The organism is Phytobacter cepae (assembly GCF_054165735.1).
On record NZ_CM135107.1, the window covers coordinates 2340427 to 2364675 of the forward strand.

19 protein-coding genes and 1 pseudogene are annotated in these 24249 nt (G+C 57.0%); 15 read left to right on the top strand and 5 right to left on the bottom strand.

Annotated features, from left to right (window positions below; all coding sequences use genetic code 11):
- The first annotated feature begins 49 nt into the window (after positions 1-49).
- The 6 genes and pseudogenes from hemA to kdsA all read left to right on the top strand — a co-directional run bounded on the left by hemA (position 50) and on the right by kdsA (position 5368).
- On the top strand, positions 50-1306 hold the full coding sequence (gene hemA / locus ACUY4Q_RS10955) for a glutamyl-tRNA reductase (RefSeq protein ID WP_458047041.1): 1257 nt from the start codon (positions 50-52) through the stop codon (positions 1304-1306).
- 37 nt (positions 1307-1343) lie between these two features.
- Entirely contained in the window at positions 1344-2426 is a 1083-nt protein-coding gene (gene prfA, locus ACUY4Q_RS10960; RefSeq protein ID WP_458047042.1) for a peptide chain release factor 1, read from the top strand.
- On the top strand, positions 2426-3265 hold the full coding sequence (prmC, locus tag ACUY4Q_RS10965; RefSeq protein WP_458047043.1) for a peptide chain release factor N(5)-glutamine methyltransferase: 840 nt from the start codon (positions 2426-2428) through the stop codon (positions 3263-3265). The genes prfA and prmC overlap by 1 nt, the downstream gene beginning before the upstream one ends.
- A gap of 7 nt (positions 3266-3272) precedes the next feature.
- Positions 3273-3664, top strand: a pseudogene (gene sirB2 / locus ACUY4Q_RS10970) (invasion regulator SirB2).
- A 3-nt stretch (positions 3665-3667) separates the two neighbouring features.
- Positions 3668-4477: an invasion regulator SirB1 gene (gene sirB1 / locus ACUY4Q_RS10975; RefSeq protein ID WP_458047044.1), complete on the top strand. Its 810-nt coding sequence runs from the start codon at positions 3668-3670 to the stop codon at positions 4475-4477.
- Between the two features lie 36 nt (positions 4478-4513).
- On the top strand, positions 4514-5368 hold the full coding sequence (gene kdsA, locus ACUY4Q_RS10980; protein ID WP_458047045.1) for a 3-deoxy-8-phosphooctulonate synthase: 855 nt from the start codon (positions 4514-4516) through the stop codon (positions 5366-5368).
- Between the two features lie 52 nt (positions 5369-5420).
- Here kdsA and chaA read toward each other — a convergent pair whose 3' ends face one another.
- Positions 5421-6521, bottom strand: a complete 1101-nt coding sequence (gene chaA / locus ACUY4Q_RS10985) for a sodium-potassium/proton antiporter ChaA (protein ID WP_458047046.1) — start codon at positions 6519-6521, stop codon at positions 5421-5423.
- Between the two features lie 270 nt (positions 6522-6791).
- On the opposite strand from chaA, the gene chaB reads away from it, so the two are divergent.
- Together chaB and ACUY4Q_RS10995 are read left to right on the top strand one after the other, a co-directional pair.
- Complete coding sequence (gene chaB / locus ACUY4Q_RS10990; RefSeq protein ID WP_458047047.1) at positions 6792-7022, top strand: putative cation transport regulator ChaB; 231 nt, start codon at positions 6792-6794, stop codon at positions 7020-7022.
- A 178-nt stretch (positions 7023-7200) separates the two neighbouring features.
- A complete protein-coding gene (locus ACUY4Q_RS10995) occupies positions 7201-7896 on the top strand; it encodes a gamma-glutamylcyclotransferase (RefSeq protein ID WP_458047048.1) in 696 nt (231 codons plus the stop codon).
- A 7-nt stretch (positions 7897-7903) separates the two neighbouring features.
- Here ACUY4Q_RS10995 and ACUY4Q_RS11000 read toward each other — a convergent pair whose 3' ends face one another.
- From ACUY4Q_RS11000 to ACUY4Q_RS11010, 3 genes are all read right to left on the bottom strand, one after another.
- Positions 7904-8149: a DUF1883 domain-containing protein gene (locus tag ACUY4Q_RS11000; protein WP_458047049.1), complete on the bottom strand. Its 246-nt coding sequence runs from the start codon at positions 8147-8149 to the stop codon at positions 7904-7906.
- A gap of 212 nt (positions 8150-8361) precedes the next feature.
- On the bottom strand, positions 8362-10146 hold the full coding sequence (locus ACUY4Q_RS11005) for a methyl-accepting chemotaxis protein (protein WP_458047050.1): 1785 nt from the start codon (positions 10144-10146) through the stop codon (positions 8362-8364).
- Between the two features lie 107 nt (positions 10147-10253).
- Positions 10254-10607, bottom strand: coding sequence for a DsrE/DsrF/TusD sulfur relay family protein (locus ACUY4Q_RS11010; protein WP_458047051.1), 354 nt, complete (start codon positions 10605-10607; stop codon positions 10254-10256).
- A gap of 67 nt (positions 10608-10674) precedes the next feature.
- On the opposite strand from ACUY4Q_RS11010, the gene nasR reads away from it, so the two are divergent.
- The 6 genes from nasR to ACUY4Q_RS11040 all read left to right on the top strand — a co-directional run bounded on the left by nasR (position 10675) and on the right by ACUY4Q_RS11040 (position 21675).
- Complete coding sequence (nasR, locus tag ACUY4Q_RS11015) at positions 10675-11853, top strand: nitrate regulatory protein NasR (protein WP_458047052.1); 1179 nt, start codon at positions 10675-10677, stop codon at positions 11851-11853.
- Positions 11854-12082: 229 nt separating this feature from the next.
- A complete protein-coding gene (locus ACUY4Q_RS11020) occupies positions 12083-13342 on the top strand; it encodes an ABC transporter substrate-binding protein (protein WP_458047053.1) in 1260 nt (419 codons plus the stop codon).
- 1 nt (position 13343) lies between these two features.
- Entirely contained in the window at positions 13344-14225 is an 882-nt protein-coding gene (gene ntrB, locus ACUY4Q_RS11025; RefSeq protein WP_458047054.1) for a nitrate ABC transporter permease, read from the top strand.
- 8 nt (positions 14226-14233) lie between these two features.
- Positions 14234-15022, top strand: coding sequence for an ABC transporter ATP-binding protein (locus ACUY4Q_RS11030; protein WP_458047318.1), 789 nt, complete (start codon positions 14234-14236; stop codon positions 15020-15022).
- 9 nt (positions 15023-15031) lie between these two features.
- Positions 15032-19099: a nitrite reductase large subunit NirB gene (gene nirB / locus ACUY4Q_RS11035; protein ID WP_458047055.1), complete on the top strand. Its 4068-nt coding sequence runs from the start codon at positions 15032-15034 to the stop codon at positions 19097-19099.
- Positions 19096-21675 (top strand): nitrate reductase, encoded by a 2580-nt coding sequence (locus ACUY4Q_RS11040; RefSeq protein ID WP_458047056.1) that lies wholly within the window; start codon positions 19096-19098, stop codon positions 21673-21675. Before nirB ends, ACUY4Q_RS11040 begins: the two co-directional genes overlap by 4 nt.
- On the opposite strand, the gene ACUY4Q_RS11045 is transcribed toward ACUY4Q_RS11040, so the two are convergent.
- Positions 21652-22203 carry a YbhB/YbcL family Raf kinase inhibitor-like protein gene (locus ACUY4Q_RS11045; protein WP_458047057.1) on the bottom strand — a complete coding sequence of 184 codons (552 nt, stop codon included), beginning with the start codon at positions 22201-22203 and terminating at the stop codon, positions 21652-21654. The genes ACUY4Q_RS11040 and ACUY4Q_RS11045 overlap by 24 nt on opposite strands.
- 154 nt (positions 22204-22357) lie before the next feature.
- Between ACUY4Q_RS11045 and ACUY4Q_RS11050 the strand changes: the two genes are divergently transcribed.
- Positions 22358-23767, top strand: a complete 1410-nt coding sequence (locus tag ACUY4Q_RS11050) for a YchO/YchP family invasin (protein ID WP_458047319.1) — start codon at positions 22358-22360, stop codon at positions 23765-23767.
- Positions 23768-24249 lie beyond the last annotated feature (482 nt).

Genomic DNA, 24249 nt, shown 5'->3' on the forward strand with positions numbered 1-24249 from the left:
ATGATGCGCTCAGTCTAACCTTATCAACGTTGGTACTACTCCCGCACTCATGACCCTTTTAGCGCTTGGCATCAACCACAAAACGGCCCCCGTTTCGTTGCGAGAACGTATTACGTTTTCGCCGGAAACGCTTGACCAGGCTCTGGAAAGCCTGCTGGCGCAGCCAATGGTGCAGGGCGGAGTGGTGCTGTCGACATGCAACCGGACTGAACTCTATCTCAGTGTGGACGAGCGGGACAACCTGCATGAGTCCCTTGTCCGTTGGCTATGCGATTATCATCAAATTAGCGAAGAAGAGCTGCGCAACAGCCTCTACTGGCATCATGATAACGATGCGGTGAGTCATTTAATGCGCGTGGCGAGTGGGCTCGACTCTTTGGTACTCGGCGAACCCCAAATTCTCGGGCAGGTTAAGAAAGCCTTTGCAGACTCTAATCGCGGTCACCTGAATGTGAGTGAACTGGAGCGAATGTTCCAGAAATCCTTCTCCGTTGCCAAGCGCGTGCGCACGGAAACGGATATCGGTGCCAGCGCTGTCTCTGTCGCCTTTGCTGCCTGTACGCTGGCACGACAAATCTTCGAATCTCTCTCTGCCGTTACCGTTCTTCTCGTGGGCGCCGGTGAAACCATCGAGCTGGTCGCCCGTCATCTGCGCGAACATAAAGTGCAGAACATGATCATCGCCAACCGTACCCGTGAACGCGCGCAACTGCTGGCTGATGAAGTGGGGGCAGAAGTCATCTCTCTGAGCGAGATCGACTCACGCCTGAAAGATGCAGACATCGTGATTAGCTCCACGGCCAGCCCGCTACCGATCATCGGTAAAGGTATGGTCGAGCGTGCGATGAAAGCGCGGCGTAATCAGCCAGTGCTGCTGGTGGATATCGCTGTGCCGCGTGACGTCGAACCTGAAGTCGGTAAAGTAGCAAACGCCTATCTCTACAGCGTTGACGATCTGCAAAGTATTATTCAGCACAATCTGGCGCAACGAAAAGCGGCCGCAGTCCAGGCCGAAACCATCGTTGCTCAGGAAACCAGTGAATTTATGGCCTGGCTGCGTGCGCAAAGTGCCAGCGAGACCATCCGTGATTACCGTAGTCAGTCCGAGCAGGTCCGGGACGAACTCACAGCGAAAGCGCTGGCAGCCCTTGAACAGGGCGGTGACGCGCAAGCCATTATGCAGGATCTGGCCTGGAAACTGACCAACCGCCTGATCCACGCACCAACCAAGTCTCTTCAGCAGGCCGCCCGTGACGGGGATGACGATCGCCTGCTTATTCTGCGCAACAGCCTCGGGCTGGAGTAGCACAACAACCTCTTATAACTAAGGTGCATTTACGCCTATGAAGCCTTCTATCGTTGCCAAACTGGAAGCCCTGTACGAACGCCATGAAGAAGTTCAGGCGTTACTGGGTGACGCGCAAACCATCGCCGATCAAGAGCGATTCCGCGCCTTATCCCGTGAATACGCGCAATTAAGCGACGTGTCACGCTGCTTTACTGACTGGCAACAGGTTCAGGAAGACATTGAAACCGCGCAGATGATGCTCGACGATCCGGAAATGCGCGAAATGGCGCAGGAAGAACTGCGCGAAGCGAAAGAAAAAAGTGAACAGCTCGAACAGCACCTGCAAATTTTGCTGCTGCCTAAAGATCCTGATGATGAACGTAGCGCTTTCGTCGAAGTCCGTGCCGGTACCGGCGGTGACGAAGCGGCCCTGTTTGCCGGCGATCTTTTCCGCATGTACAGCCGCTATGCTGAAGCGCGCCGCTGGCGGGTGGAGATCATGAGCGCCAACGAAGGTGAACACGGTGGCTATAAAGAAGTCATCGCCAAAATCAGCGGCGACGGGGTGTATGGGCGTCTGAAATTCGAATCCGGCGGTCACCGTGTGCAGCGTGTGCCTGCGACAGAGTCTCAGGGCCGTATTCATACTTCCGCCTGTACCGTGGCGGTGATGCCTGAGTTGCCGGAAGCCGAACTGCCGGACATTAACCCGGCGGATTTGCGTATCGATACTTTCCGCTCTTCGGGTGCGGGCGGCCAGCACGTTAACACCACCGACTCTGCTATTCGTATTACCCACCTGCCAACCGGCATTGTGGTGGAGTGCCAGGACGAACGCTCGCAGCACAAAAATAAAGCCAAAGCGCTCTCCGTGTTGGGCGCACGTATCCATGCGGCAGAAATGGCGAAGCGCCAGCAGGCGGAAGCGTCAACGCGCCGCAACCTGTTGGGCAGTGGCGATCGCAGCGACCGCAACCGCACCTATAACTTCCCGCAGGGACGTGTGACCGATCACCGTATCAACCTCACCATCTATCGGCTGGACGAAGTGATGGAAGGCAAACTGGATGCGTTGATCGAACCTATCGTTCAGGAATACCAGGCTGACCAACTGGCAGCGCTGGCCGGACAGGAGTGATGGAGTTCCAGCAGTGGCTCCGTGATGCGACAGGGCGTCTGTCGCACAGCGAAAGTCCGCGTCGTGACGCTGAGATCCTGCTGGGCTTTGTGACAGGGCGGGCGCGCACCTTTATTCTGGCTTTTGGCGAGACGTTACTCAGCGTTGAAGAACAGCACCAGCTTGAGCACCTGCTTGCTCGTCGCGAACGCGGAGAGCCGGTGGCCCACCTTGTGGGGATACGCGAATTCTGGTCGCTGCCGCTTTACGTGTCGGCCGCGACGCTCATCCCGCGTCCTGACACCGAGTGTCTGGTTGAACAGGCACTCAGCCGGTTGCCGGAACAGCCCGCGCGGATCCTTGACCTCGGCACGGGCACCGGGGCGATTGCACTGGCGCTGGCCAGTGAGCGACCAGACTGCCATGTGACGGCGGTGGACGTTGTTCCCGAGGCGGTGGCGCTGGCGACACGTAATGCGCAGCAGCTAGGCATCAGCAACGTCACACTCCTTGAAAGTCGCTGGTTTAGTGCGCTGGACGGGGCGTGCTTTGACATGATTGTCAGCAACCCACCTTATATTGATGAGCATGATCCGCATCTTGCGCTGGGCGATGTGCGGTTTGAGCCCCGGTCTGCACTGGTGGCGGCAAACGAAGGGCTTGCGGATATTGCGTGGATAATCACCCAGGCACGTCGCTTTTTACGTCCCGGAGGCTGGTTGCTCATTGAGCATGGCTGGCAGCAAGGAGAGGCTGTCCGCGCGCTCTTTTGCGCAGACGGTTATGAGGACGTCGCAACCTGCCAGGATTATGGCGGTAACGATCGTATTTCGCTCGCGCGCCTGCCGTTACAGGAGTGACCCTGCAGTGGATGCGTATAACGTTTTGATCCTTCTACATTTGACGTGCGTTGTCCTACCATTAGCCTGTTTGTCCTGCGTTACTGGTGGCGTTTTACGGACAATCCGCGTGGTAATGCACGTTGGGCACGCACGGTGCCGCACATTGTGGATAGCCTGTTGCTGCTCAGTGGAGCAGGGCTGGTTATCGCGAGCGGCTATATGCCATTTACTGTGAAGGGGTCATGGCTGACGGAGAAGCTGTTTGGCGTTATCATCTACATCGTTTTGGGTTTCATTGCGCTGGGACGACGTCGTCCGCGCAGCCAGCAAACGGGCTTTATCGCGTTCCTGCTGGGGCTGGTGGTGCTGTACATCATCATAAAACTCGCCGCCACAAAGATACCGATACTGGGGTAAGACATGCGGTCGTTAGCCGATTTCGAATTTAACAAAGCGCCATTATGTGATGGGATGATCCTGATTTCAGAACGGGTTCGCGACGACTTTCCGTCGCAGTTTGTCCACGATGAACTGAAACGACTGCTAAGCCTGGCGCGTGAAGAAATCTCGGAGCTTCAACCGCAGGACGGGCAACTGGAAAAGTTGATTGAGCTGTTTTACGGGGAATGGGGCTTTAAAGATACCCGCGGGGTCTATCGCCTGTCGGATGCATTATGGCTGGATAAAGTACTAACAAATCGTCAGGGCAGTGCCGTGTCCCTGGGGGCAATTTTGTTATGGATTGCCGGGCATTTGGATATTCCATTGATGCCGGTTATTTTTCCAACCCAACTCATTCTCCGGGCTGAGTGGATGGATGGAGAAATGTGGCTTATCAATCCCTTTAATGGCGACACGCTGGACGAACACACGCTGGAAGTGTGGCTGAAAGGCAATATCAGCCCGGTGGCTGAGCTGTTTAACGAGGATCTTGACGAAGCCGATAATGCCGAAGTGATTCGTAAACTGCTGGATACGCTCAAGTCGGCATTAATGGAAGAGCAGCAGATGGAGCTGGCGTTACGCACCAGCGAAGTGTTGTTGCAATTTAATCCGGAAGATCCGTATGAGATTCGCGACCGGGGTTTGATTTACGCCCAGCTGGAGTGCGATCATATTGCACTGAATGACCTGAGCTATTTCGTTGAACAGTGTCCTGAGGACCCGATCAGCGAAATGATTCGTGCGCAAATCAACACCATCTCGCACAAACAAATTACACTGCATTAAACCTGATTTAATCGACTCACTCTGTAAGGGAATAATATGACTCAAAAAGTGGTTAGCATTGGCGATATCAAGGTTGCCAACGATCTGCCGTTTGTTCTTTTCGGCGGTATGAACGTACTGGAATCCCGCGATCTGGCGATGCGCATCTGTGAACATTACGTGACAGTGACTCAGAAACTGGGCATTCCGTACGTGTTCAAAGCCTCTTTTGATAAAGCCAACCGTTCCTCAATCAAATCCTATCGTGGGCCGGGCCTGGAAGAAGGGATGAAGATTTTCCAGGAACTGAAACAAGCCTTTGGCGTAAAAATTATCACTGACGTTCATGAAGCCAGCCAGGCACAGCCGGTGGCCGACGTGGTTGATGTGATCCAGTTGCCTGCCTTCCTGGCGCGCCAGACCGATCTGGTTGAAGCCATGGCGAAAACCGGTGCTGTCATCAACGTCAAAAAACCGCAGTTCGTGAGCCCGGGCCAGATGGGTAACATCGTCGATAAATTCGCTGAAGGCGGCAACGACAAAGTTATCCTGTGTGATCGCGGCAGTAACTTTGGTTACGACAACCTGGTGGTCGACATGCTGGGCTTCAGCGTGATGAAAAACGTCACCGGCAACTCACCGGTCATCTTCGACGTAACCCACGCCCTGCAGTGCCGTGACCCGTTTGGCGCCGCATCCGGTGGTCGTCGTGCGCAGGTTGCTGAGCTGGCACGCGCGGGCATGGCAACCGGTCTGGCCGGTCTGTTTATCGAAGCTCACCCGGATCCAGCCAACGCGAAATGTGATGGCCCGTCCGCACTGCCGCTCGATAAACTCGAACCGTTCCTGAAACAGATCAAAGCTATTGACGATCTGGTGAAGAACTTCGAAGAGCTGGATACCAGCAAGTAAGATAAAAAAACCCGCTTAGCTAAGCGGGTTTTTTTTGCGTGTAAGAGGCAGATCAGGCAAATATCGTCATCAGATAGGCGGCAAACAGCGCCAGGTGCGCAGCCCCATTCAACACATTGGTTTTGCCGGTTGAGAATGAAATCTGGCACAGCACCAACGATGTCAGCATCACCACCAGTTCCGGTTTCCCCAGACCAAACATCAGATCATTGCCGGTCATCCAGGCGATGATCGTCACCACCGGTACCGTCAGTGAAATGGTCGCCAGCACCGAACCAAAGAACAGGTTCATGGCGCGCTGTACCTGATTGTTCAGCACCGCCTTCAGCGCCCCCAGACCTTCAGGGGAAAGAATAAGCAGTGCCACTAAAAAGCCGGTAAAGGCCACTGGCGCGTTCATCTCCGTCAGGAGGTGCTCCAGCGGGTTGGCATTCATCTTGGTCACCGCAATGACGGCGATCAGGTGAACGATAAGCCAGGCCGTATGCCACAGGCTGCTATGGGCAGAGGGTTTGCCATGGTGCGGGTCGTCATCGTCGCCGTCATCCTCATGCTCATAGACAAACAAACTCTGGTGAGTTTTGGTCTGAATAAGCAGGAACACGCCGTACATCGCCGCAGAAATCAGTGCCACCAGCAGCGCCTGGCCGGTGGTGAAGTTGCCACCCGGTAAGGCAACCGGGAAGACCAGAACAATCACCGCCAGCGGAAAGAGGGCAATTAAATACTGTTTGATACCGAACAGATTAACGTACTGGGTCGCGAATTTCCGTCCGCCAAGCAGCAGAGAGAAACCCACCAGACCACCCGTCACAATCATAATGATGGAGTAGAGCGTATCGCGCATTAGCGTTGGCGCGGCATCGCCGGTCGCCATCAATGCAGAAATCAGACTCACTTCCAGTATGACCACGGAAAGACTCAAAATCAGAGAGCCGAAGGGTTCGCCGAGACGGTGTGCCAGTACATCAGCATGGCGAACGACGCTAAAGGCACTGGCTAAAATACCGACCAGTGCCAGGGCATTTATCCCGATAACGACAGAGAGCGACTGGCTGTTACCCCAAAAAAACAGGACAGCCAGCGCCAGCGCCGGGAAAATAAGGGTTGTCTCCTTGTGGCGGGTCTTAACCGCCTCGTGTGTTGTTGTCATTTTTATCTCCATCCAGAGCAGGTATTTGTAATTATAGAAAGAATAAACAGCAGCTAAAATAGCAGACAAACGCTTATCTACAGGGGATTTTTACTTTTATTTACTACTTAAGGTGATTCTTATCTGAATAATGCATTAGTTAATGTTATTGATAAAAAATCCATTATTTACATAGGGATAGGTTTGTGGTGATGCAATAATTCAGTTGCTGCCTGGCAAACTTATGCGCTGGCGTCCAGACTTACTCTTTACCTCAAAAAGGAGTCAACGATGCCCTATAAAAACAGAACCGACCTGCCTGATAGCGTTCAGCATGTGCTGCCGGCACACGCGCAGGACATTTACAAAGAAGCCTTTAATAGCGCCTGGGACCAATATAAAGACAAAGACGATCGTCGCGGTGATGCCTCGCGGGAAGAAACCGCACACCGCGTGGCCTGGGCGGCGGTAAAAAATGATTATGAGAAAGGGGATGATGATAAATGGCATAAAAAGAAATAATTAGGCCATTTTATTAACCGCTTAAGATGAGTCTGACCGATGTTTCGCTTTAACCGCTCTGCAATGGCCTGCTGAGTTCACTTGAAAACGGCCTGTGAATTGCATATCGTCATTGCAAAGTGCCATGAAGGCAGCAGTAAAGTCGTCGCAAGGAAGCACGCAGTGGCGGAGGTGGAAAGTGATAACACGTGATTTCTTGATGAAAGCGGACTGCAAAACCGCATTTGGCGACATTGAAGCCTCCCTGCTTTGGTCAGCAGAGCAGCGGGCGGCGTCTCTGGCCGCTACCCTGGCCTGTCGGCCGGATGATGGCCCGGTGTGGATATTTGGCTACGGTTCGCTGATGTGGAACCCCGCGCTGGAATTTGTTGAATCCTGCACCGGCACGCTTGTAGGCTGGCACCGCGCCTTTTGCCTGCGGCTGACCGCAGGGCGCGGTACGGCATGCCAGCCAGGCCGCATGCTTGCACTGAAAGAGGGCGGACGCACCACGGGCGTGGCTTATCGTCTGCCTGAAACGGATCTTTATGACGAGCTGACGCTGCTCTGGAAGCGGGAAATGATTACCGGCTGCTATCTGCCGAGCTGGCGCAAACTGGCGCTCGATGACGGTCGAACCGTTAACGCGCTGGTGTTTATCATGGATCCTCGCCACCCCCTTTATGAATCCGATACCCGTACCCAGGTTATCGCGCCCTTAATCGCCACCGCAACCGGTCCCCTTGGCACCAATGCGCAGTATCTTTTCTCGCTTGAGCAAGAACTTATCAAGCTGGGGATGCAGGACGACTGTCTTAACGAGCTGGTCGGGCGGGTGCGCGGACTGTTGGCGGGAGAAAAGCCAGGCCCGGAAATGAAGCCTGGCTTTGCCTGAAACGCAATCAGGCTGGAACGTAGCTGATTGAGTGCTCCAGCGTCTGGCTGTGGCTATCGATCAGCACATTCCAGACACCGCTGTACGGCACGGCCAGATACGCGCTGGCGCGATTCTGGACGCTGAGAACATCTTGCTGAGCGGCGGAGGTTTTATTCTTCTCGCTCATCAAATGGATATGACAATTTTCAGAACACCGTACAACTACCGTATCCCCACCAAATAACTTCAAACTTGTTTTTACCAACGCCATTTTCAACCCCGTCGTTATCAACAACGCACTCCCTGCGGGAAGCTCCCGTGTGTGATGTCGTTCACAAATCACTTATGGCATAACACCAAACGCGAGCGGGTCAGATGCTGATTTTGATCAACGAATGTCGTAACGATTAAACAAAAATGACAATATTCGGCGGGGAAATGGGTCGGCGCATTAAATCGTGGAAAAAATGCGCCGACAGGAGATTAAATGCGGAAATGTCCGGCGGTTTCAGCAAGCTCCCCGGCCTGAGACTGAAGGGCACCGGCTGCGGCGGCCGACTGAATCACCAGTTCAGCATTCTGCTGTACCATGCGGTCCAGATCGATAACCGCATGGTTGATCTCCTGAATGCCTTTCATCTGCTCGTTGGTCGCCACCGTTATCTCACGCATGATGACCGATACGCTGTCGATGCTTGAGACAATATCGCCCATGCTGTCTCCCGCCAGGCGCACATAGCGTGAACCGGTGGCGACGCTTTCGGTCGTGGAATCAATCAAGGTTTTAATCTCTTTTGCCGCCTGCGCGCTGCGGCTTGCCAGGTTACGGACTTCGCCAGCGACTACCGCAAAACCGCGACCCTGCTCACCGGCACGGGCCGCTTCCACGGCGGCGTTCAGCGCCAGAATATTGGTCTGGAAGGCGATACCATCAATAACGCTGGTAATATCCCCAATCCTTGCCGAGGCCACTTCGATCGTCTGCATCGTGCTGATGGCCTGCGAGACCACCTGGCCGCCGCGGGACGCCGCTTCAGATGCGGTATGAGCCTGAGCGTTCGCCTGTGCTGCCGAGTCGGTTGACTGGGCGACGGACGCGGTGATTTGCTCAACGGCGCTGGCGGTTTCACGCAGGCTGGATGCGGCCTGTTCGGTGCGCCCGGAGAGATCGTGGTTTCCGGCGGCAATCTCCTGCGCCGCCTGTTTGACGGAGGTGCTTGAATCACGCAACTTCATCATCACTACCGACAGCTTGTCGCTGAAGGCGTTAAACGCATGCGCGATTTGCGCCACTTCATCATTGCCCTGTTCCGGCAGGCGTTGAGAAAGATCGTCGGTGCCGTTGCTGATGGCGTTCATCGCATCGCGAATGGTCACCAGTCTTTTCAGCATCGTCGCCACAATCCAGTGCATTAACGCCCCGGCAATCAGTACCAGTACAACCAGCGACATCGCTGAGGCTTTAAGCTGGGCGCGCAGGCCGGTGGTGGAGTCTGCACTGTCGAGTGCCACCACCAGTTGCCACTGAGTACCGTTGACTTTGGTGGCGATAAATTCTTTATCCGTACCCGCAAAGGTGCCGTGTACGGCTTTACCGGACAGCAACTCGCTTAACGCGACACCCCCGATCGCATCCGTATAGGGTTTAAGCGTCAGTTTGCCGTCGTTGGCAGCGATAATCGTGCCGTCGCTGTCAAGTAACATGCCGCTGCTGTTCGGCGTTGGGCTGATGCCGTGTACGTTGGCGACCACGCTGTCCATTGAGACGTCGCCGGACACCACCGCTTTCAGCGTGCCGTTCTCTTTCACCGGTACCGCGAAGGTCACCACCAGCTTACCGCTGCCCGCATCCACGTAAGGCGCAGTGACAACCGGCGCGTCGGCTTTTACGGCCTGCTGATACCACGGACGAATGGTCGGGTCATAATCCGCCGGCACGCCGTCAGGATTAGAGAATTTCGCCGTTTTGCTGGCGTAACCGACGTAAACGTTGATGAAACCGCCCGCCTGCGCGACCTGAGTGAAGACCGGAACGGGGTCCTCCGAGAGGGCCGCTTTCTGTAACGAGGAGACCGCGGTCATTTTGTTGTTTACCCAGTCGCTAATCGCCAGACTGTGACTGCTGCTGGTGCCGGCGAGAATATCCTGCTGAGCGTTTTGGTTATGCTGACTGGTTACCTGATAGTTAATAACCGTGTTGAGAAGCAACGCAACGGCGAGACAGCCCGCTGTCGCTGCAATAATACGAGCGCGAATCGATCTAAACATATTTATAGTACCTGCTGTGTTGTCTTTAACCCCTATCGGCAACGCAGCAGGCAAACTTGATGCCGCGCGGGCACCCATAAGAAAATAATATTAAAGCTTCGCGATAATTAGAATGTTAATACTTTGTCCGCTGCCAGCGTCCACTGCGCCAGTTCAACGAGTGTGCCTATTTCCACGCCATCAATCAGCGGCAGGGCGGTAATACCGCGCCCGTCGGTACAGGTTTTGCACAGTTTTACCGCTACGCCCTGTGCGGTCAGGATCTCCAGCATCTGCTGAATGTTGTAGCCTTCAGCCGGTTTCTGCCCGCGTAACCCGGCCGTCACCGCGTCAGACATCAAAAACAGACGCAGCTGCAATCCACTTTCCTGTTCACGCAGGGCAATCGCCAGACGCAGGCTATTAAACAAGGATTCACTGCCGTAGGCGGCGCCATTCGCCACAATCACTATCTTTTGCATCTTCACTCCTTCGAGGGGGCATGGTTATTGCTTCTTATCCGTTAAGAGAATGAAACGGAGAGTCAGCATGAATGAACGGACCGACGCCACAGGCTGGTTTCACTACGCGCGTCACATCCAGAAAAACCAACTTCGCCAGCTTGCTGAACTGGGTGTGCTGGCCGGGAAAATCAGCCATCTGACCCACATGCTTCAGTGCGAGCGGGGGGCGTCAAATATTTGGCTGTGCTCCCGTGGGCGGCTCTATGGGCTGGAGTGCCGCGCCAGTAGTGCGCTGGCAGATGAGCAGATAGCCGCGCTGTTACCGTTACTTGCCGGACTCAGGCCATTGACCAGTAGCGCATTATGCCATCGAATCGCGACCGTTGTTGCCGGGCTGGAGCAACTTCCCGCACTCAGAGAGCAAATAAAAGCGCAGACGGTTACCGCCGACCAGGCTATGGGGCAGTTCAGCGGGATTATCGGCCATTTGCTGAGTATTATTCCCCAACTGAATGACAGCATTGACGATCCGACCATTGCCGCCAGACTGGTGGCGCTTTACAGCTTGATGCAGGGAAAAGAGCTGGTGGGGCAGGAACGCGCGTTGGGAGCGATGGGGTTTACCGAGGGTCGGTTCAGCGAGGCGCAACGTCAGGCGCTGGTAGATCGCATTGACGGCCAGCAGCCCTGTTTTGACACCTTCATTTCGCTCTCAGAACCCACCTTAGCGGCGTTGTTTAGCAAAGCGTGCGGGGCGGGGCTGGACATTGAGCAGATGCGCCGCCTGGCCTGCACGCGCACGCCTCCTGCCGACGGCGGTGATAACGCCCTACGCTGGTTCACGCTGCAAACTCAGCGCCTCGAACACCTGCGGGCGCTGGAAGAGTTGCTCATCAACGCGCTTAATAGCGAGACAGACCGTCTACTGAGTGAGGATGATGAGGTCATTGCGTTGAATACGCGCCTGTTTACGCCAGACACCGTGCAGCGGTACCACGAAAAAGCGCTGCTGCCACTGGTGCGTCAGCAGGCGCAGGAAATTGAACAACTCAGCCAACAACTGGCTTCTCTGCAAGACATGCTTGAAGAGCGCAAGGTCATTGATAAAGCCAAAATCGTGTTGATGAATCATCAAAAGATGAGCGAGGAGCAGGCCTGGCAGTGTCTGCGTAAAATGGCAATGGATAAAAATCAGCGGATGGTGGAGATCGCTCGTGCGCTGCTGACCGTCCGCGCGTTGTGGGAAGTAACACCTAAGGAGTAGCTGCACGGTCAATGGGCATTTGCTGCACAATGACCGTGCGAAAGCAGCCCTCCATAGGCACAAAAGCGGCTCAATGTGCCGGAAATTTCTGGCACATCCCTTGCATTACTGAATAAGAGTTTCAGACAACAGAAGCGGCTAGCCAACGGCGGTTAACCGGCTTCATGGATAAAGGCGTCCTTTGGTGCGAAAGCATCAATGGGCGCTTTTTTTTGCTTTGGGAGTGCATATGGGCGATTCACACATTTTCTTATCACGACGGCGTTTCTTACAGACCGGGGCCGCGCTGGGCGGCGCCATGCTGCTGCCAGGCCTGATGCAGTCAGCATGGGCTGGCGGTTCGGACAAACCAGAACAGACCACAGTGCGCGTTGGCTTTATTCCGCTTACCGACTGCGCGCCGCTGGTCATTGCGGCACTGAAAGGGTTCGATAAGAAATACGGCATTACGCTGGTGCCGACCAAAGAGGCCAGTTGGGCGGCAGTGCGCGATAAGCTGGTATCCGGCGAACTGGATGCGGCCCACATTCTCTATGGACTGCTTTATGGTCTGGAGCTGGGTCTTGCGGGCAAACCGCAGGCGATGGCGAACCTGATGACGCTGAACCAGAACGGGCAGGGGATCACGCTCTCTGCCGATCTGCTTGAGAAGGGCGTTACCCATGTGGAAAGCCTGAAAACGCTGGTTGGGCAAAGCGAACCGGGGACCTACACCTTCGCCCATACCTTCCCGACAGGCACCCATGCCATGTGGCTCTATTACTGGCTGGCCAGCGGCGGGATTAACCCCTTTACCGACATCCGTACCGTGGTGGTGCCACCGCCGCAGATGGTAATGAACATGCGTATTGGCAATATGGTCGGCTTTTGCGTTGGCGAACCCTGGAATGCCCGCGCCATCAACGACCGCATCGGTTTTACGGCGGCGACCAGTCAATCCATCTGGCCGGATCACCCGGAAAAGATCCTCGGTACCCGCAGCGCCTGGGTGGAGCAAAATCCGAACACCGCCCGCGCGCTGGTATGTGCGGTGATGGAGGCGGCGCGCTGGATTGATGCATCCCCGGAAAACCGTCGTGAAACCGCCCGCATTCTCTCTCGTCGCGCCTGGCTCAACACCAAAGAGCAGTACCTCACCGGGCGCATGCTGGGAGAGTACGAGAACGGGGCAGGTCAGCGCTGGCAGGACGCCCACGCCATCCGCTTCTTTAATGAGGGGCAGGTGAACTACCCCTGGCTTTCCGACGGCATGTGGTTCTTAACCCAATTCCGCCGCTGGGGATTACTGAAATCGGCCCCGGACTACACGGCGATTGCCAGCCGCATTAACCGCATCGACGTCTGGAAAGAGGCCGCCACCGCCCTCGGCGACATTTCCATACCGTCCAGCAGCTTGCGCACCAGCACGCTGATGGACGGCACCCGCTGGACCGGCGAATCGCCGGAACAGTACGCAACCGGTTTTTCCCTTCAACGCATAGGGGTCTGAAATGAAACACGCACATAAACTTCAGCGCGTCGAACCCGCGCCCGCCACTGCTGAGGTATTGGTCATGCCCGCCGTACAGGTGCGCCGCACCACACCGGCCTGGTCGAGAAAGGCCCGCGCGCTGGCAGAACGCATCTTCCCGGGTCTGTTAGGTCTGGGGCTGCTGCTGGTGGCCTGGCAGCTGGCGGCCATTAACAGCAAAGGCTTTCCTACACCGCTCAGTACCCTTGACTCCGCGATAACGATTTTTGCCGACCCGTTCTACCGCGACGGGCCAAACGATATGGGTATTGGCTGGAACGTGCTGGCCTCCCTGCAACGTGTGGGTATCGGTTTCGGCCTCGCGGCACTGGTGGGCATTCCGCTGGGCTTTCTGATCGGCCGCTTTGTCTTTTTCGCCCACATGTTTAACCCGCTGATTGCGCTGCTGCGTCCGGTCAGCCCGCTGGCCTGGTTGCCGATTGGTCTGTTGCTGTTCCAGAAAGCGGAGCCTGCCTCAAGCTGGACCATTTTTATTTGTTCCATCTGGCCGATGGTGATCAATACCGCCGAAGGAGTCAGACGTATTCCTGAGGATTACCTCAACGTGGCCCGTGTGTTGCAACTTTCCGAATGGACGGTGATGCGCCGCATTCTCTTCCCTGCGGTCTTACCCGCCGTGTTGACCGGCGTGCGTCTGTCGATTGGCATCGCCTGGCTGGTGATCGTGGCCGCCGAGATGCTGACCGGGGGCTTAGGGATCGGTTTCTGGATCTGGAACGAATGGAACAACCTCAATGTGGAAAACATTCTGATCGCCATCGTCATTATCGGCGTTGTGGGCCTGCTGCTGGAGCAGGGGTTGATGCTGGTGGCACGTCGTTTTAGCTGGCAGGAGAAATAATCATGAGCATGAAACCCTTAATTCAGGTCCAGGCCGTCAGCCAGCGCTTCTCAACCGCCGGTGGCGACTTTGTGGCGTTGCAAAACGTCTCCTTTGACATTCATGAAGGCGAAACCGTCAGCCTGATTGGTCACTCCGGCTGCGGTAAATCGACGCTGCTGAATCTGATCGCCGGTATCACGTTGCCGACCGAAGGCGGGCTTATCTGCGACAACCGTGAAATCGCCGGGCCTGGCCCCGAGCGGGCGGTGGTGTTTCAGAACCACTCGTTACTGCCGTGGCTCACCTGTTTTGACAACGTGGCGCTGGCGGTGGACCAGGTATTTCGCCGCACCATGAACAAAGCTGAGCGCCGGGAGTGGATTGAACACAATCTGGAGCGGGTGCAGATGGGGCACGCCATCCACAAGCGCCCCGGGGAGATCTCCGGCGGGATGAAGCAGCGCGTCGGCATCGCCCGTGCGCTGGCGATGAAGCCCAAAGTGCTGTTGATGGATGAACCCTTCGGTGCGCTGGATGCGCTGACCCGAGCGCATTTGCAGGACACGGTGATGCACATTCAACAGTCGCTCAACACCACCATCGTGCTGATTACCCATGATGTTGACGAAGCCGTTCTGCTTTCTGACCGTGTGCTGATGATGACCAACGGCCCGGCGGCGACGGTGGGGGAAATCGTTAACGTTACTCTGCCGCGCCCGCGCAATCGGGTGCAACTGGCGGACGACAGCCGTTACCACGCCCTGCGCCAGCAGATCCTGCAGTTCCTTTACGAAAAACAGCCGAAAGCGGCCTGAGGAAAGCGGATGACGACGCGACTGGTCATTATCGGCAACGGCATGGCGGCAACCCGCCTTGTCGAAAGGCTCACGCAGTCCGGCAGCCGACGCTTCGCCATCACCCTGATTGGCGACGAGCCGACGCAGGCCTATAACCGCATTCAGCTTTCGCCAGTGCTCAGCGGGGAGAAGGCCTTTGCTGACACCGTACTGCACACGGATGAGTGGTACGCAGAACGCCACATTACCGTGCTGCGTGGCGAACGGGTTAGCGACGTAGACCTCTCCGCTCGCCAGCTCAGAACGGACTGCCGTTTGCTGGCGTGGGATGAACTGGTGTTTGCCACCGGCTCCGTGCCCTTTGTGCCGCCGATACCGGGGCATGACTTACCGCATGTGACGTCTTTCCGCACCCTTGCTGACGTTAACGCGATTCTGGCGGGATGCGGGCCGGTTGTAGTGCTCGGTGGCGGCGTGTTAGGCGTAGAAGCGGCCGCTGCACTTCGCCGTAATGGTGACAGTGTCACGCTTGTCAATCGCGCAGGCTGGCTGATGGAGCAGCAGCTTGACCCGCAGGCGGGGGCTTTACTGGCCACGCATCTTACCGCCCGGGGTATCGACTGCGTGCTGTCTGCTGGCATCAGTGCCATCAACAAAAACAGCGTCACCCTGACCACCGGACGCGTGGTTTCGGCCACCCGTGTGGTTATGGCAACCGGTGTGCGCCCGGCGACTGCCCTTGCTGAACGCAGTGGCCTGGCGTGCGCTCGCGGCATTGTGGTGGACGGGCAGATGCGCACCTCAGTCGGCGGCGTCAGCGCCATTGGCGAGTGTTGTGAAATCGACGGGCAGACCTGGGGCCTGGTTGCCCCCTGCTTTGAACAGGCGAACGTGCTGGCGGCGCGCCTGCTGGGTGAGGCGCAGGCTGATTTTGCCTGGCAGGACAGCGGCACCCGTCTCAAGGTCACCGGCATCGATCTGTTTAGCGCCGGGCGCGTAGAGGCCGATAAGGACGATGACGTCTGGACCACCTTCGATCCGCTCAGCGGCCATTACCGTCGTTTACTCCTCGCCAACGGACAACTGAAAGGCGTGCTGCTGATGGGCGATTGCACCAGTGCCGCCGCGCTCACCCAACGAATCAATACGCCAGAAACGCCGCAGGCAGACTGGCTATTCGACAACTTTTCAGCGCAGCCAGAGGCTGCAGGACTCTCAATGATGACAAAACCCACGCTGGTTGTGGTCGGGCATGGCATGGTCGGCCACCATTTTCTTGAGCAATGCGTTAGCCGTAATCTTCATCAGGAATACCACATTGTGGTATTTGGCGCGGAGCAGTATGCCGCTTACGATCGCGTGCATCTGTCCGAGTATTTTGCCGGGCGCAGCGCTGACTCCCTCTCGATGGTGCAAGGCGATTTCTTCGCTGAAAACGGAATCGAACTGCATCTCTCCCGTCAGGTTGTGGACATAGACCGTGACCTGAAGGTCGTGCGTGATGCCAAAGGGCATGAGACCCACTGGGATAAACTGGTGCTGGCAACCGGGTCGTACCCCTTCGTGCCGCCGGTGCCGGGCCATGACAGTGAAGGTTGCTTTGTTTACCGTACGCTGGGTGACCTCGATGACATTGCACGTCGGGCAAAAAATGCCACGCGTGGCGTGGTGATCGGTGGCGGTCTGCTGGGACTTGAAGCCGCCAATGCGCTCAAACAGCTAGGGCTGGAAACTCACGTGGTCGAGTTTGCCCCCGCGCTGATGGCGGTACAACTGGATGAACAGGGCGGCGCCATGCTGCGCCAGAAAATCACTGCGCTGGGTGTGCAGGTGCATACCAGTAAATCGACACGTGACATTGTCACTTGCGCGGATGGCCTGACGCTTCATTTTGCTGACGGCGAAAGTCTCAACACCGATATGGTGGTCTTCTCTGCCGGTATCCGCCCGCAGGACGCACTGGCACGGGGCTGTGATTTGCAACTGGGCGAGCGTGGCGGCATCTCTATTGATAACCAGTGTAGCACCTCGGATAAAGACATTTTCGCCATCGGCGAGTGCGCGGTATGGGAAGGCAAAGTCTATGGCCTCGTGGCACCAGGGTATCAGATGGCGCGGGTGGTAGCGGCCCGTCTCAGCGGCGAAACGCTGCCATTTAGCGGTGCGGATATGAGCACCAAACTTAAGCTGCTGGGTGTGGATGTTGCATCATTTGGCGATGCGCACGGGCGTGCACCGGGCTGCCTCAGCTACCAGTGGACCGACGGTCCGGCAAAAGTCTATAAGAAAATCGTGGTCAGCGAAGACGGTAAACGGCTCCTCGGTGGGGTGCTGGTGGGGGATGCCAGCGAATACGCGACCTTGCTGCAGATGATGTTGAACGACATGGCGTTGCCTGCCCGGCCGGAGAGTCTGATCCTGCCTGCGCTGGCGGGCAGTGCGCCGAAGGCGCCTGGCGTCGCCGCACTCCCGGAGAGCGCGCAGTTGTGCTCCTGCCATAACGTCACGAAAGGCGATATTTGTGCTGCGGTGCGTCAAGGCGCCACCGATATGAGCGCTATCAAAAGCTGTACCAAAGCCGCCACCGGCTGCGGTGGCTGTAGCGCCCTGGTGAAACAGGTGATGGAGTACCAACTGACGCAGCAGGGCGTGGAGGTGAAAAAGGACGTCTGCGAACATTTCCCCTATTCGCGTCAGGAGCTGCATCATCTGGTGCGCGTTAACCACATTCGCACTTTCGCGCAGTTGCTCAGCCGCTATGGTCGCGGTCACGGCTGCGAGGTCTGTAAGCCGCTGGTAGGGTCGATTCTGGCCTCCTGCTGGAACGAGTATCTGCTTAAACCGGCGCATCTGCCGCTGCAGGATACCAACGATCGCTACTTTGCCAATATTCAGAAAGACGGCACCTATTCCATCGTGCCGCGCATGCCCGCCGGGGAAGTCACGCCGGATGGCCTGATCGCCATCGGGCAGATTGCCAAACGCTATCAGTTGTACAGCAAAGTGACCGGCGGCCAGCGTATCGATCTCTTTGGTGCACGCCTTGAAGAACTGCCGGCTATCTGGTCTGAACTGGTGGCCGCCGGATTCGAAACCGGCCACGCCTACGGCAAGTCGCTGCGTACGGTAAAATCCTGCGTCGGCTCAACCTGGTGCCGCTACGGCGTCCAGGATTCCACCGGACTGGCCGTGACTCTTGAACACCGCTACAAAGGGCTGCGTGCGCCACACAAAATCAAAATGGCCGTGTCCGGTTGCACGCGCGAGTGCGCCGAAGCGCAGGGGAAAGATGTCGGGGTGATCGCCACCGATAAAGGCTGGAATCTCTACGTTTGCGGCAATGGCGGCATGAAACCACGCCATGCGGATCTGTTTGCCAGCGATCTGGATGAAGTGACGCTTATTCGCACCATCGACCGTTTTTTGATGTTTTATATCCGCACTGCCGATCGTCTGCAGCGTACCAGTACCTGGCTTGATAACCTCGAAGGCGGCATCGACTATCTGCGTGACGTGATCCTCAACGACAGCCTGCAGATGGGCAGTGAACTCGAAGAGGAGATGGCGCGCGTGGTCGACAGCTACCAGTGTGAATGGCAAACTACACTCAACGATCCAGACCGCGTCGCGCTTTTCCGCTCTTATGTGAACAGCGATAAGCCCGATGAAGCGGTTTATCGCGAAACCATGCGTGAGCAACCGCAACGGGCCCCGGCACCCGCCTGGCAGGAAGGAGCAACCTCAACACGCCCGTGGCAGGCCATATGCACGCTGGATGAGATCCCGGAGCAGGCCGGCATTGGTGCGCGCCTTGGCGATCGTCAGATAGCGCTCTTCCGCTTTGGCGAATCAGTGTATGCACTGGATAACCACGAGCCTGGCAGCCAGGCCTGGGTACTCTCCCGCGGCCTGCTGGGCGACAGCAACGGCGAGCCGATGGTCATTTCTCCCCTGTACAAACAGCGCATCCGCCTGCGGGACGGCTGCAGTATGGACAATGGAGAGCCTGCCGTACGCGCCTGGCCCGTTAAAGTCGAGGGCGGAAAGGTCTGGGTCGGCAATCAGGCGTTGCTGATGCGTGCGGAGGCTTCATGAGTGAAACCCGAACAACGTGTCCTTACTGCGGCGTAGGCTGCGGTGTGCTGGTCAAGGTCAGCGACACGGGCGTCAGTGTGACAGGCGACGCACAGCATCCGGCTAACGCCGGGCGATTGTGTGTGAAAGGTGCCGCACTCGGTGAAACCACGGGTCTCCACGACCGGCTGCTGTGGCCGGAACTCGACAACCAGCGCGTAAACTGGGAGACCGCACTGGCAGCGGCTGGGGACAGATTGCAGGCGATAATCCAGCAATATGGCCCGCAAGCGGTGGCATTCTATGCCTCCGGTCAACTGTTGACCGAGGACTACTATGCCGCCAACAAATTGATGAAAGGCTTTATTGGTGCGGCGAACATCGATACCAATTCCCGCCTGTGCATGTCGTCTGCGGTGACAGGCTACAAGCGGGCCTTCGGGGAAGATGTGGTGCCCTGCAGTTACGAGGATGTGGAAAACACTGATCTGCTGATTCTGGTGGGATCGAATGCGGCCTGGACCCATCCGGTGCTGTATCAACGTATCGTGCAGGCGAAGCAGCAAAATCCGGCTATGAAGGTGGTGGTTATCGATCCGCGGGTCACCGCCACCTGCGACATGGCCGACCTGCATCTCCCGCTTGCGCCGGGCAGCGATGCGGGTCTGTTTGTCGGCTTACTGAACGCCATTGCGGCCGGGAAAGGCCTCATAGACGATTTTGATGATGCCCGTGCGGCACTGGACGTAGCCCGCGCGTGGACGGTTGAAAAAGTGGCAGCGTTCTGCGACCTGCCGCCTGAGAGCGTGAGCGCGTTTTTCGATCTCTTCCTGACTGCGCCGCGCGCCATCACGCTCTATACCATGGGCATTAATCAGTCCGCCAGCGGCAGCGATAAATGCAACGCCATCATTAACGTCCACCTGGCCAGCGGCAAGTTTGCCCGTGCCGGTTGCGGCCCGTTTTCCTTAACCGGTCAACCCAATGCGATGGGGGGGCGTGAAGTCGGCGGGCTGGCGAACCAACTGGCGGCGCACATGAATTTTGAACCGGCTGACCTGGCACGTCTGGCGCGCTTCTGGGGCACGGAACGGCTGGCGCAAACGCCGGGGCTGATGGCAGTGGATCTGTTTGACGCTATCGGGCGTGGTGAGGTGAAGGCGGTCTGGATAATGGGCACCAATCCGGCGGTCTCTTTACCCGACAGCCATGCGGTTTGTGCGGCGCTGGCCGCCTGCCCGCTGGTGATCGTATCAGAAGTGGTGCAGCAGACCGACACCAGCCGCTATGCCCACATCCGCTTTCCGGCGCTGGCCTGGGGCGAAAAAAATGGCACTGTAACCAACTCTGAACGGCGTATTTCCCGCCAGCGTGCCTTTTTACCCGCGCCGGGCGAGGCGAAGGCAGACTGGTGGATCATCGCACGCGTGGCGGCACAATTAGGTTACGGTGAGGCCTTTGCCTGGACGCATCCCCACGAGGTGTTTTCAGAGCATGCTGCGCTGTCGGGTTATGAGAACCACGGAACGCGCGCGTTTGATATCAGTCCTCTGGCGACGCTCAGCCGTGAGCAGTGGAATGCCCTCATGCCGGTACAGTGGCCGATGGGCGAACTGAATGTGGTCAAAGGCTGGAGGCCCTCGGGCAAGCTGCGGATGGTCCCGGTGGAGCCTGTCTCAACCCATGCGCAGGTGAATGCGCTCTACCCCTTACTGCTCAACACCGGGCGTATTCGCGACCAGTGGCACACCATGACCCGCACGGGGCATGTGGCAAAACTGATGCAGCATATCGCTGAGCCGTTTGTCGACATCGCACCGGAAGACGCGCAGCGCTTTACCCTGACCGAGGGTGGACTGGCCCGTGTCAGCTCGCCGCGTGGCGTGATGGTGGCGCGGGTGAGGGTACAAACGGGGCAGCGTCCTGGCGTATTATTTTCGCCGATGCACTGGAACGACTGTTTTGCCCGCCAGGGTAAGGTCAACGCCCTGGTGGACAGCCTCTGCTGCCCCCATTCCGGGCAGCCTGAAAGTAAGCAAACGGCGGTGCGCATCGCCGCCTGGCACCCTGTCTGGCAGGGCGAACTTTACAGCCGAGAGGTGATGGCACCGCCTGCCGCTTTTCATTGGGCGCGAAAGGCGGTCAGTGAGTTAACTCACCTGACCCTCGCCGGGGAGAGCGATATCGCGCCCTGGCTTGAGGAACAGTGCCGCCTGCGTGGCTGGCAGATGCAACAGTTACGGGCGGGAACGATCTTTACCCTGCTGGCCTGGCAGGGTGACACGTTGATGCTGGGATTCTGGGGCAGTGCAAATCAGCCTGCGATATCGCATCAGACGGTCGCCGCCGCATTCGCCCGCCCACCGCAAAGCGCGCAGCTGCGCCATGCGCTACTGGCAGGCAAAGCCGCAACCGAGGTGCCGGCACCCGGGCGTACTATCTGTAGCTGTTACAACGTGCGAGAAAACGCGATTCGTGCGGCGATTGCTGACGGATGTGGGTGTACCGCAACGCTTGGGAAAAGGCTGCGCTGCGGCACTAACTGCGGTTCCTGTCTGCCCGAACTGAAAGCGCTATTGACCGAAACGGCCAATTAAGCCCGCTGCTGCAAGGGTATGGCCTTTCAGGCGCTCAAACAGTTGCTCCCGGGTTAAGCCCTCTGGTAAATCCGGGCTGAGGCTGGTGGCAATCAATGTAAAGGTATAATGGTGCGCGCCGCTGCCCGGTGGCGGGCAGGGGCCATGCCAGCGAAAATTGCCGGGGGTATTTTTGCCCCCGGTGAAATTTTTCCCGTCGCGTAAATCGTTTTCACCAAAGCCAGTTGTCGCCTGAGGAATGTTATAGGCCACCAGATGCGTTACGCCGAGTCCGGTCGCGCCTTCGGGATCGTGAACGATCAGCGCGAAGCTTTTTGCCTCTGAGGGTGGGTTGTTCCATACCAGCGCTGGCGAAATATTTTCACCGGTACAGTTAGGGTTGTTTTTGGCGTTGCCGGCATACTTTTTCTCCATTAACCCGTTGTCACCAAAGGCAGGGGATTGTAACTGGAAGGTGGTATTCGCGCTGGCGCTCGCACCGTACGCCATAAGGGCACTGCATAACGCCCACTTCAGTGACTGCTTCATCCGGCATCCTCAAAGGTTTTGATAGTTTAACTGTAGTCTTAACGAGGCGGGAGGCTTAAGGATTTTCCTGAAATTTTCCTGAAGGCTGAAATTGTTGATGTAAAACGCTACCCTGTGAACTGGCAATCAGTGGCGACGCCCGGAGTATGTGTTCATTACAGTGATACGTTGGTTTTCCTCATCTTTTATTCTTCTGTCATTTGTCTTGCCGCTGGCAGGACATGCTGTCAGCGCCCCGCAGACCTATACCCAGAAAGCGCAGAATCCGTTCGATAATAATGGCGATAATCTGCCCGATCTTGGCATGGCCCCGGAAAGCCAGGCCGGGGCAAAGCATCTTGCTGAAATGGCCAAAGCTTTTGGTGAAGCGAGCATGACGGATAACGGTCTTACTACCGGCGAACAGGCGCGGTTATTCGCGCTGGGTCAGGCGCGGGATGTACTCAGCGATGAAGTGAATCAACAGGTCGAAACGCTGCTCTCTCCCTGGGGCAAGGCGACCGTAGATTTTAAAGTGGATGACGACGGTGGTTTCACCGGCAGTCATGGTGACTGGTTTGTTCCGTTGCAGGATACCAATCGCTACCTGAGCTGGAGCCAGCTTGGTTTAACGCAACAGGACGCCGGGCTGGTGGGTAACGTTGGTCTGGGGCAGCGCTGGAACGCCGGAAACTGGCGCATTGGTTACAACACCTTTTACGACAATCTGATTGATGAAAATATCGCCCGCACCGGGCTGGGTGCGGAAGTATGGGGCGAGTCGTTACAATTTTCTGCTAACTATTATGAGCCACTCAGCAGTTGGGATTATCGTACCGCCACGCAGCAACAGCGTATGGCGCGGGGCTACGATATCACCGCCCAGGCTAACCTGCCGTTCTGGCAAAAGCTCAATACCAGTCTGAGCGTTGAGCAGTACTTTGGTGATAACGTTGACCTCTTTGATACCGGCACCGGCTACCATAATCCGGTTGCGGTCAAAGTGGGAGTGAGTTATACCCCGGTGCCGTTGGTGACGGTGACGGCGCACCACAAACAAGGAGAGAGTGGCGTCAGTCAGAACGATTTGGGTCTGAAGCTGAACTACCAGTTCGGCGTGCCGTTATGGAAACAATTGTCGGCGGGAGAGCTCACCCAAAGCGGCACGCTGCGCGGTAGTCGTTACGACACACCGGTGCGTAATACCGCACCGGTATTTGAGTATCGTCAGCGCAAAACCCTTTCCGTGTACCTCGCGACTCCGCCGTGGGATTTACAGCCTGGCGAAACCGTCGCCCTTAAGCTGCAAATTAACAGTACGCATGGCCTGCGCGAACTCAACTGGCAGGGGGATACCCAAGCGTTAAGCCTGACGCCGCCTGCCAATCCTCGCAGTGATGACGGCTGGACGATTATCATGCCGCGCTGGGAAAGCAGTGAGGGAGCGCCGAATCAGTGGCGGTTGTCAGTGATTGCGGAAGATGAGAAAGGCCAGCGCGTGGCATCCAATGAAATTGTCCTGACGCTGACGCCGCCGATTACCTCGCCGTTGGATATTACGCCCCCCGCGCTTTCACCGTGGTAAAGGGGGAAGGGTGGATCGCTTTCCCCTCGCCCCGTGGGAGAGGAATCCCCAGTAATATTACCTTTTGCAGCGATAACACTGCTCAATAAGAACACAACAGTTAAAGCGATGACTGGGTCCGGCTGAAAATCGACGAAGCGTATCCGTAAGGCCGGGGCGACGCGCAGGGATGCGCGGCGAGGGCGACTTTACAGGGAGGTTTCCTTCGCCCGTCCCCGATAAGCCTGAAGGAATATGCGTAGTGGACCGCGCCAGCGGCGATTTTCCTGGCCGGGAGCCCGGGTCGCCAGGGCGGTGGCGGTGAACCGCCCTGGCACGTTCACGGGTTCTGGCGTGACAGAAAAGCAAGGAACATAAGGTGAACGGAATGACCCTCAGCGCCGCATATTCCCCCTCACCCTAACCCTCTCCCTCAAGGGAGAGGGGACTGTCCGTGCTCGCATTTTTGTGGGATACCGCAGCCATCGGGGAGAGGGCTGGAG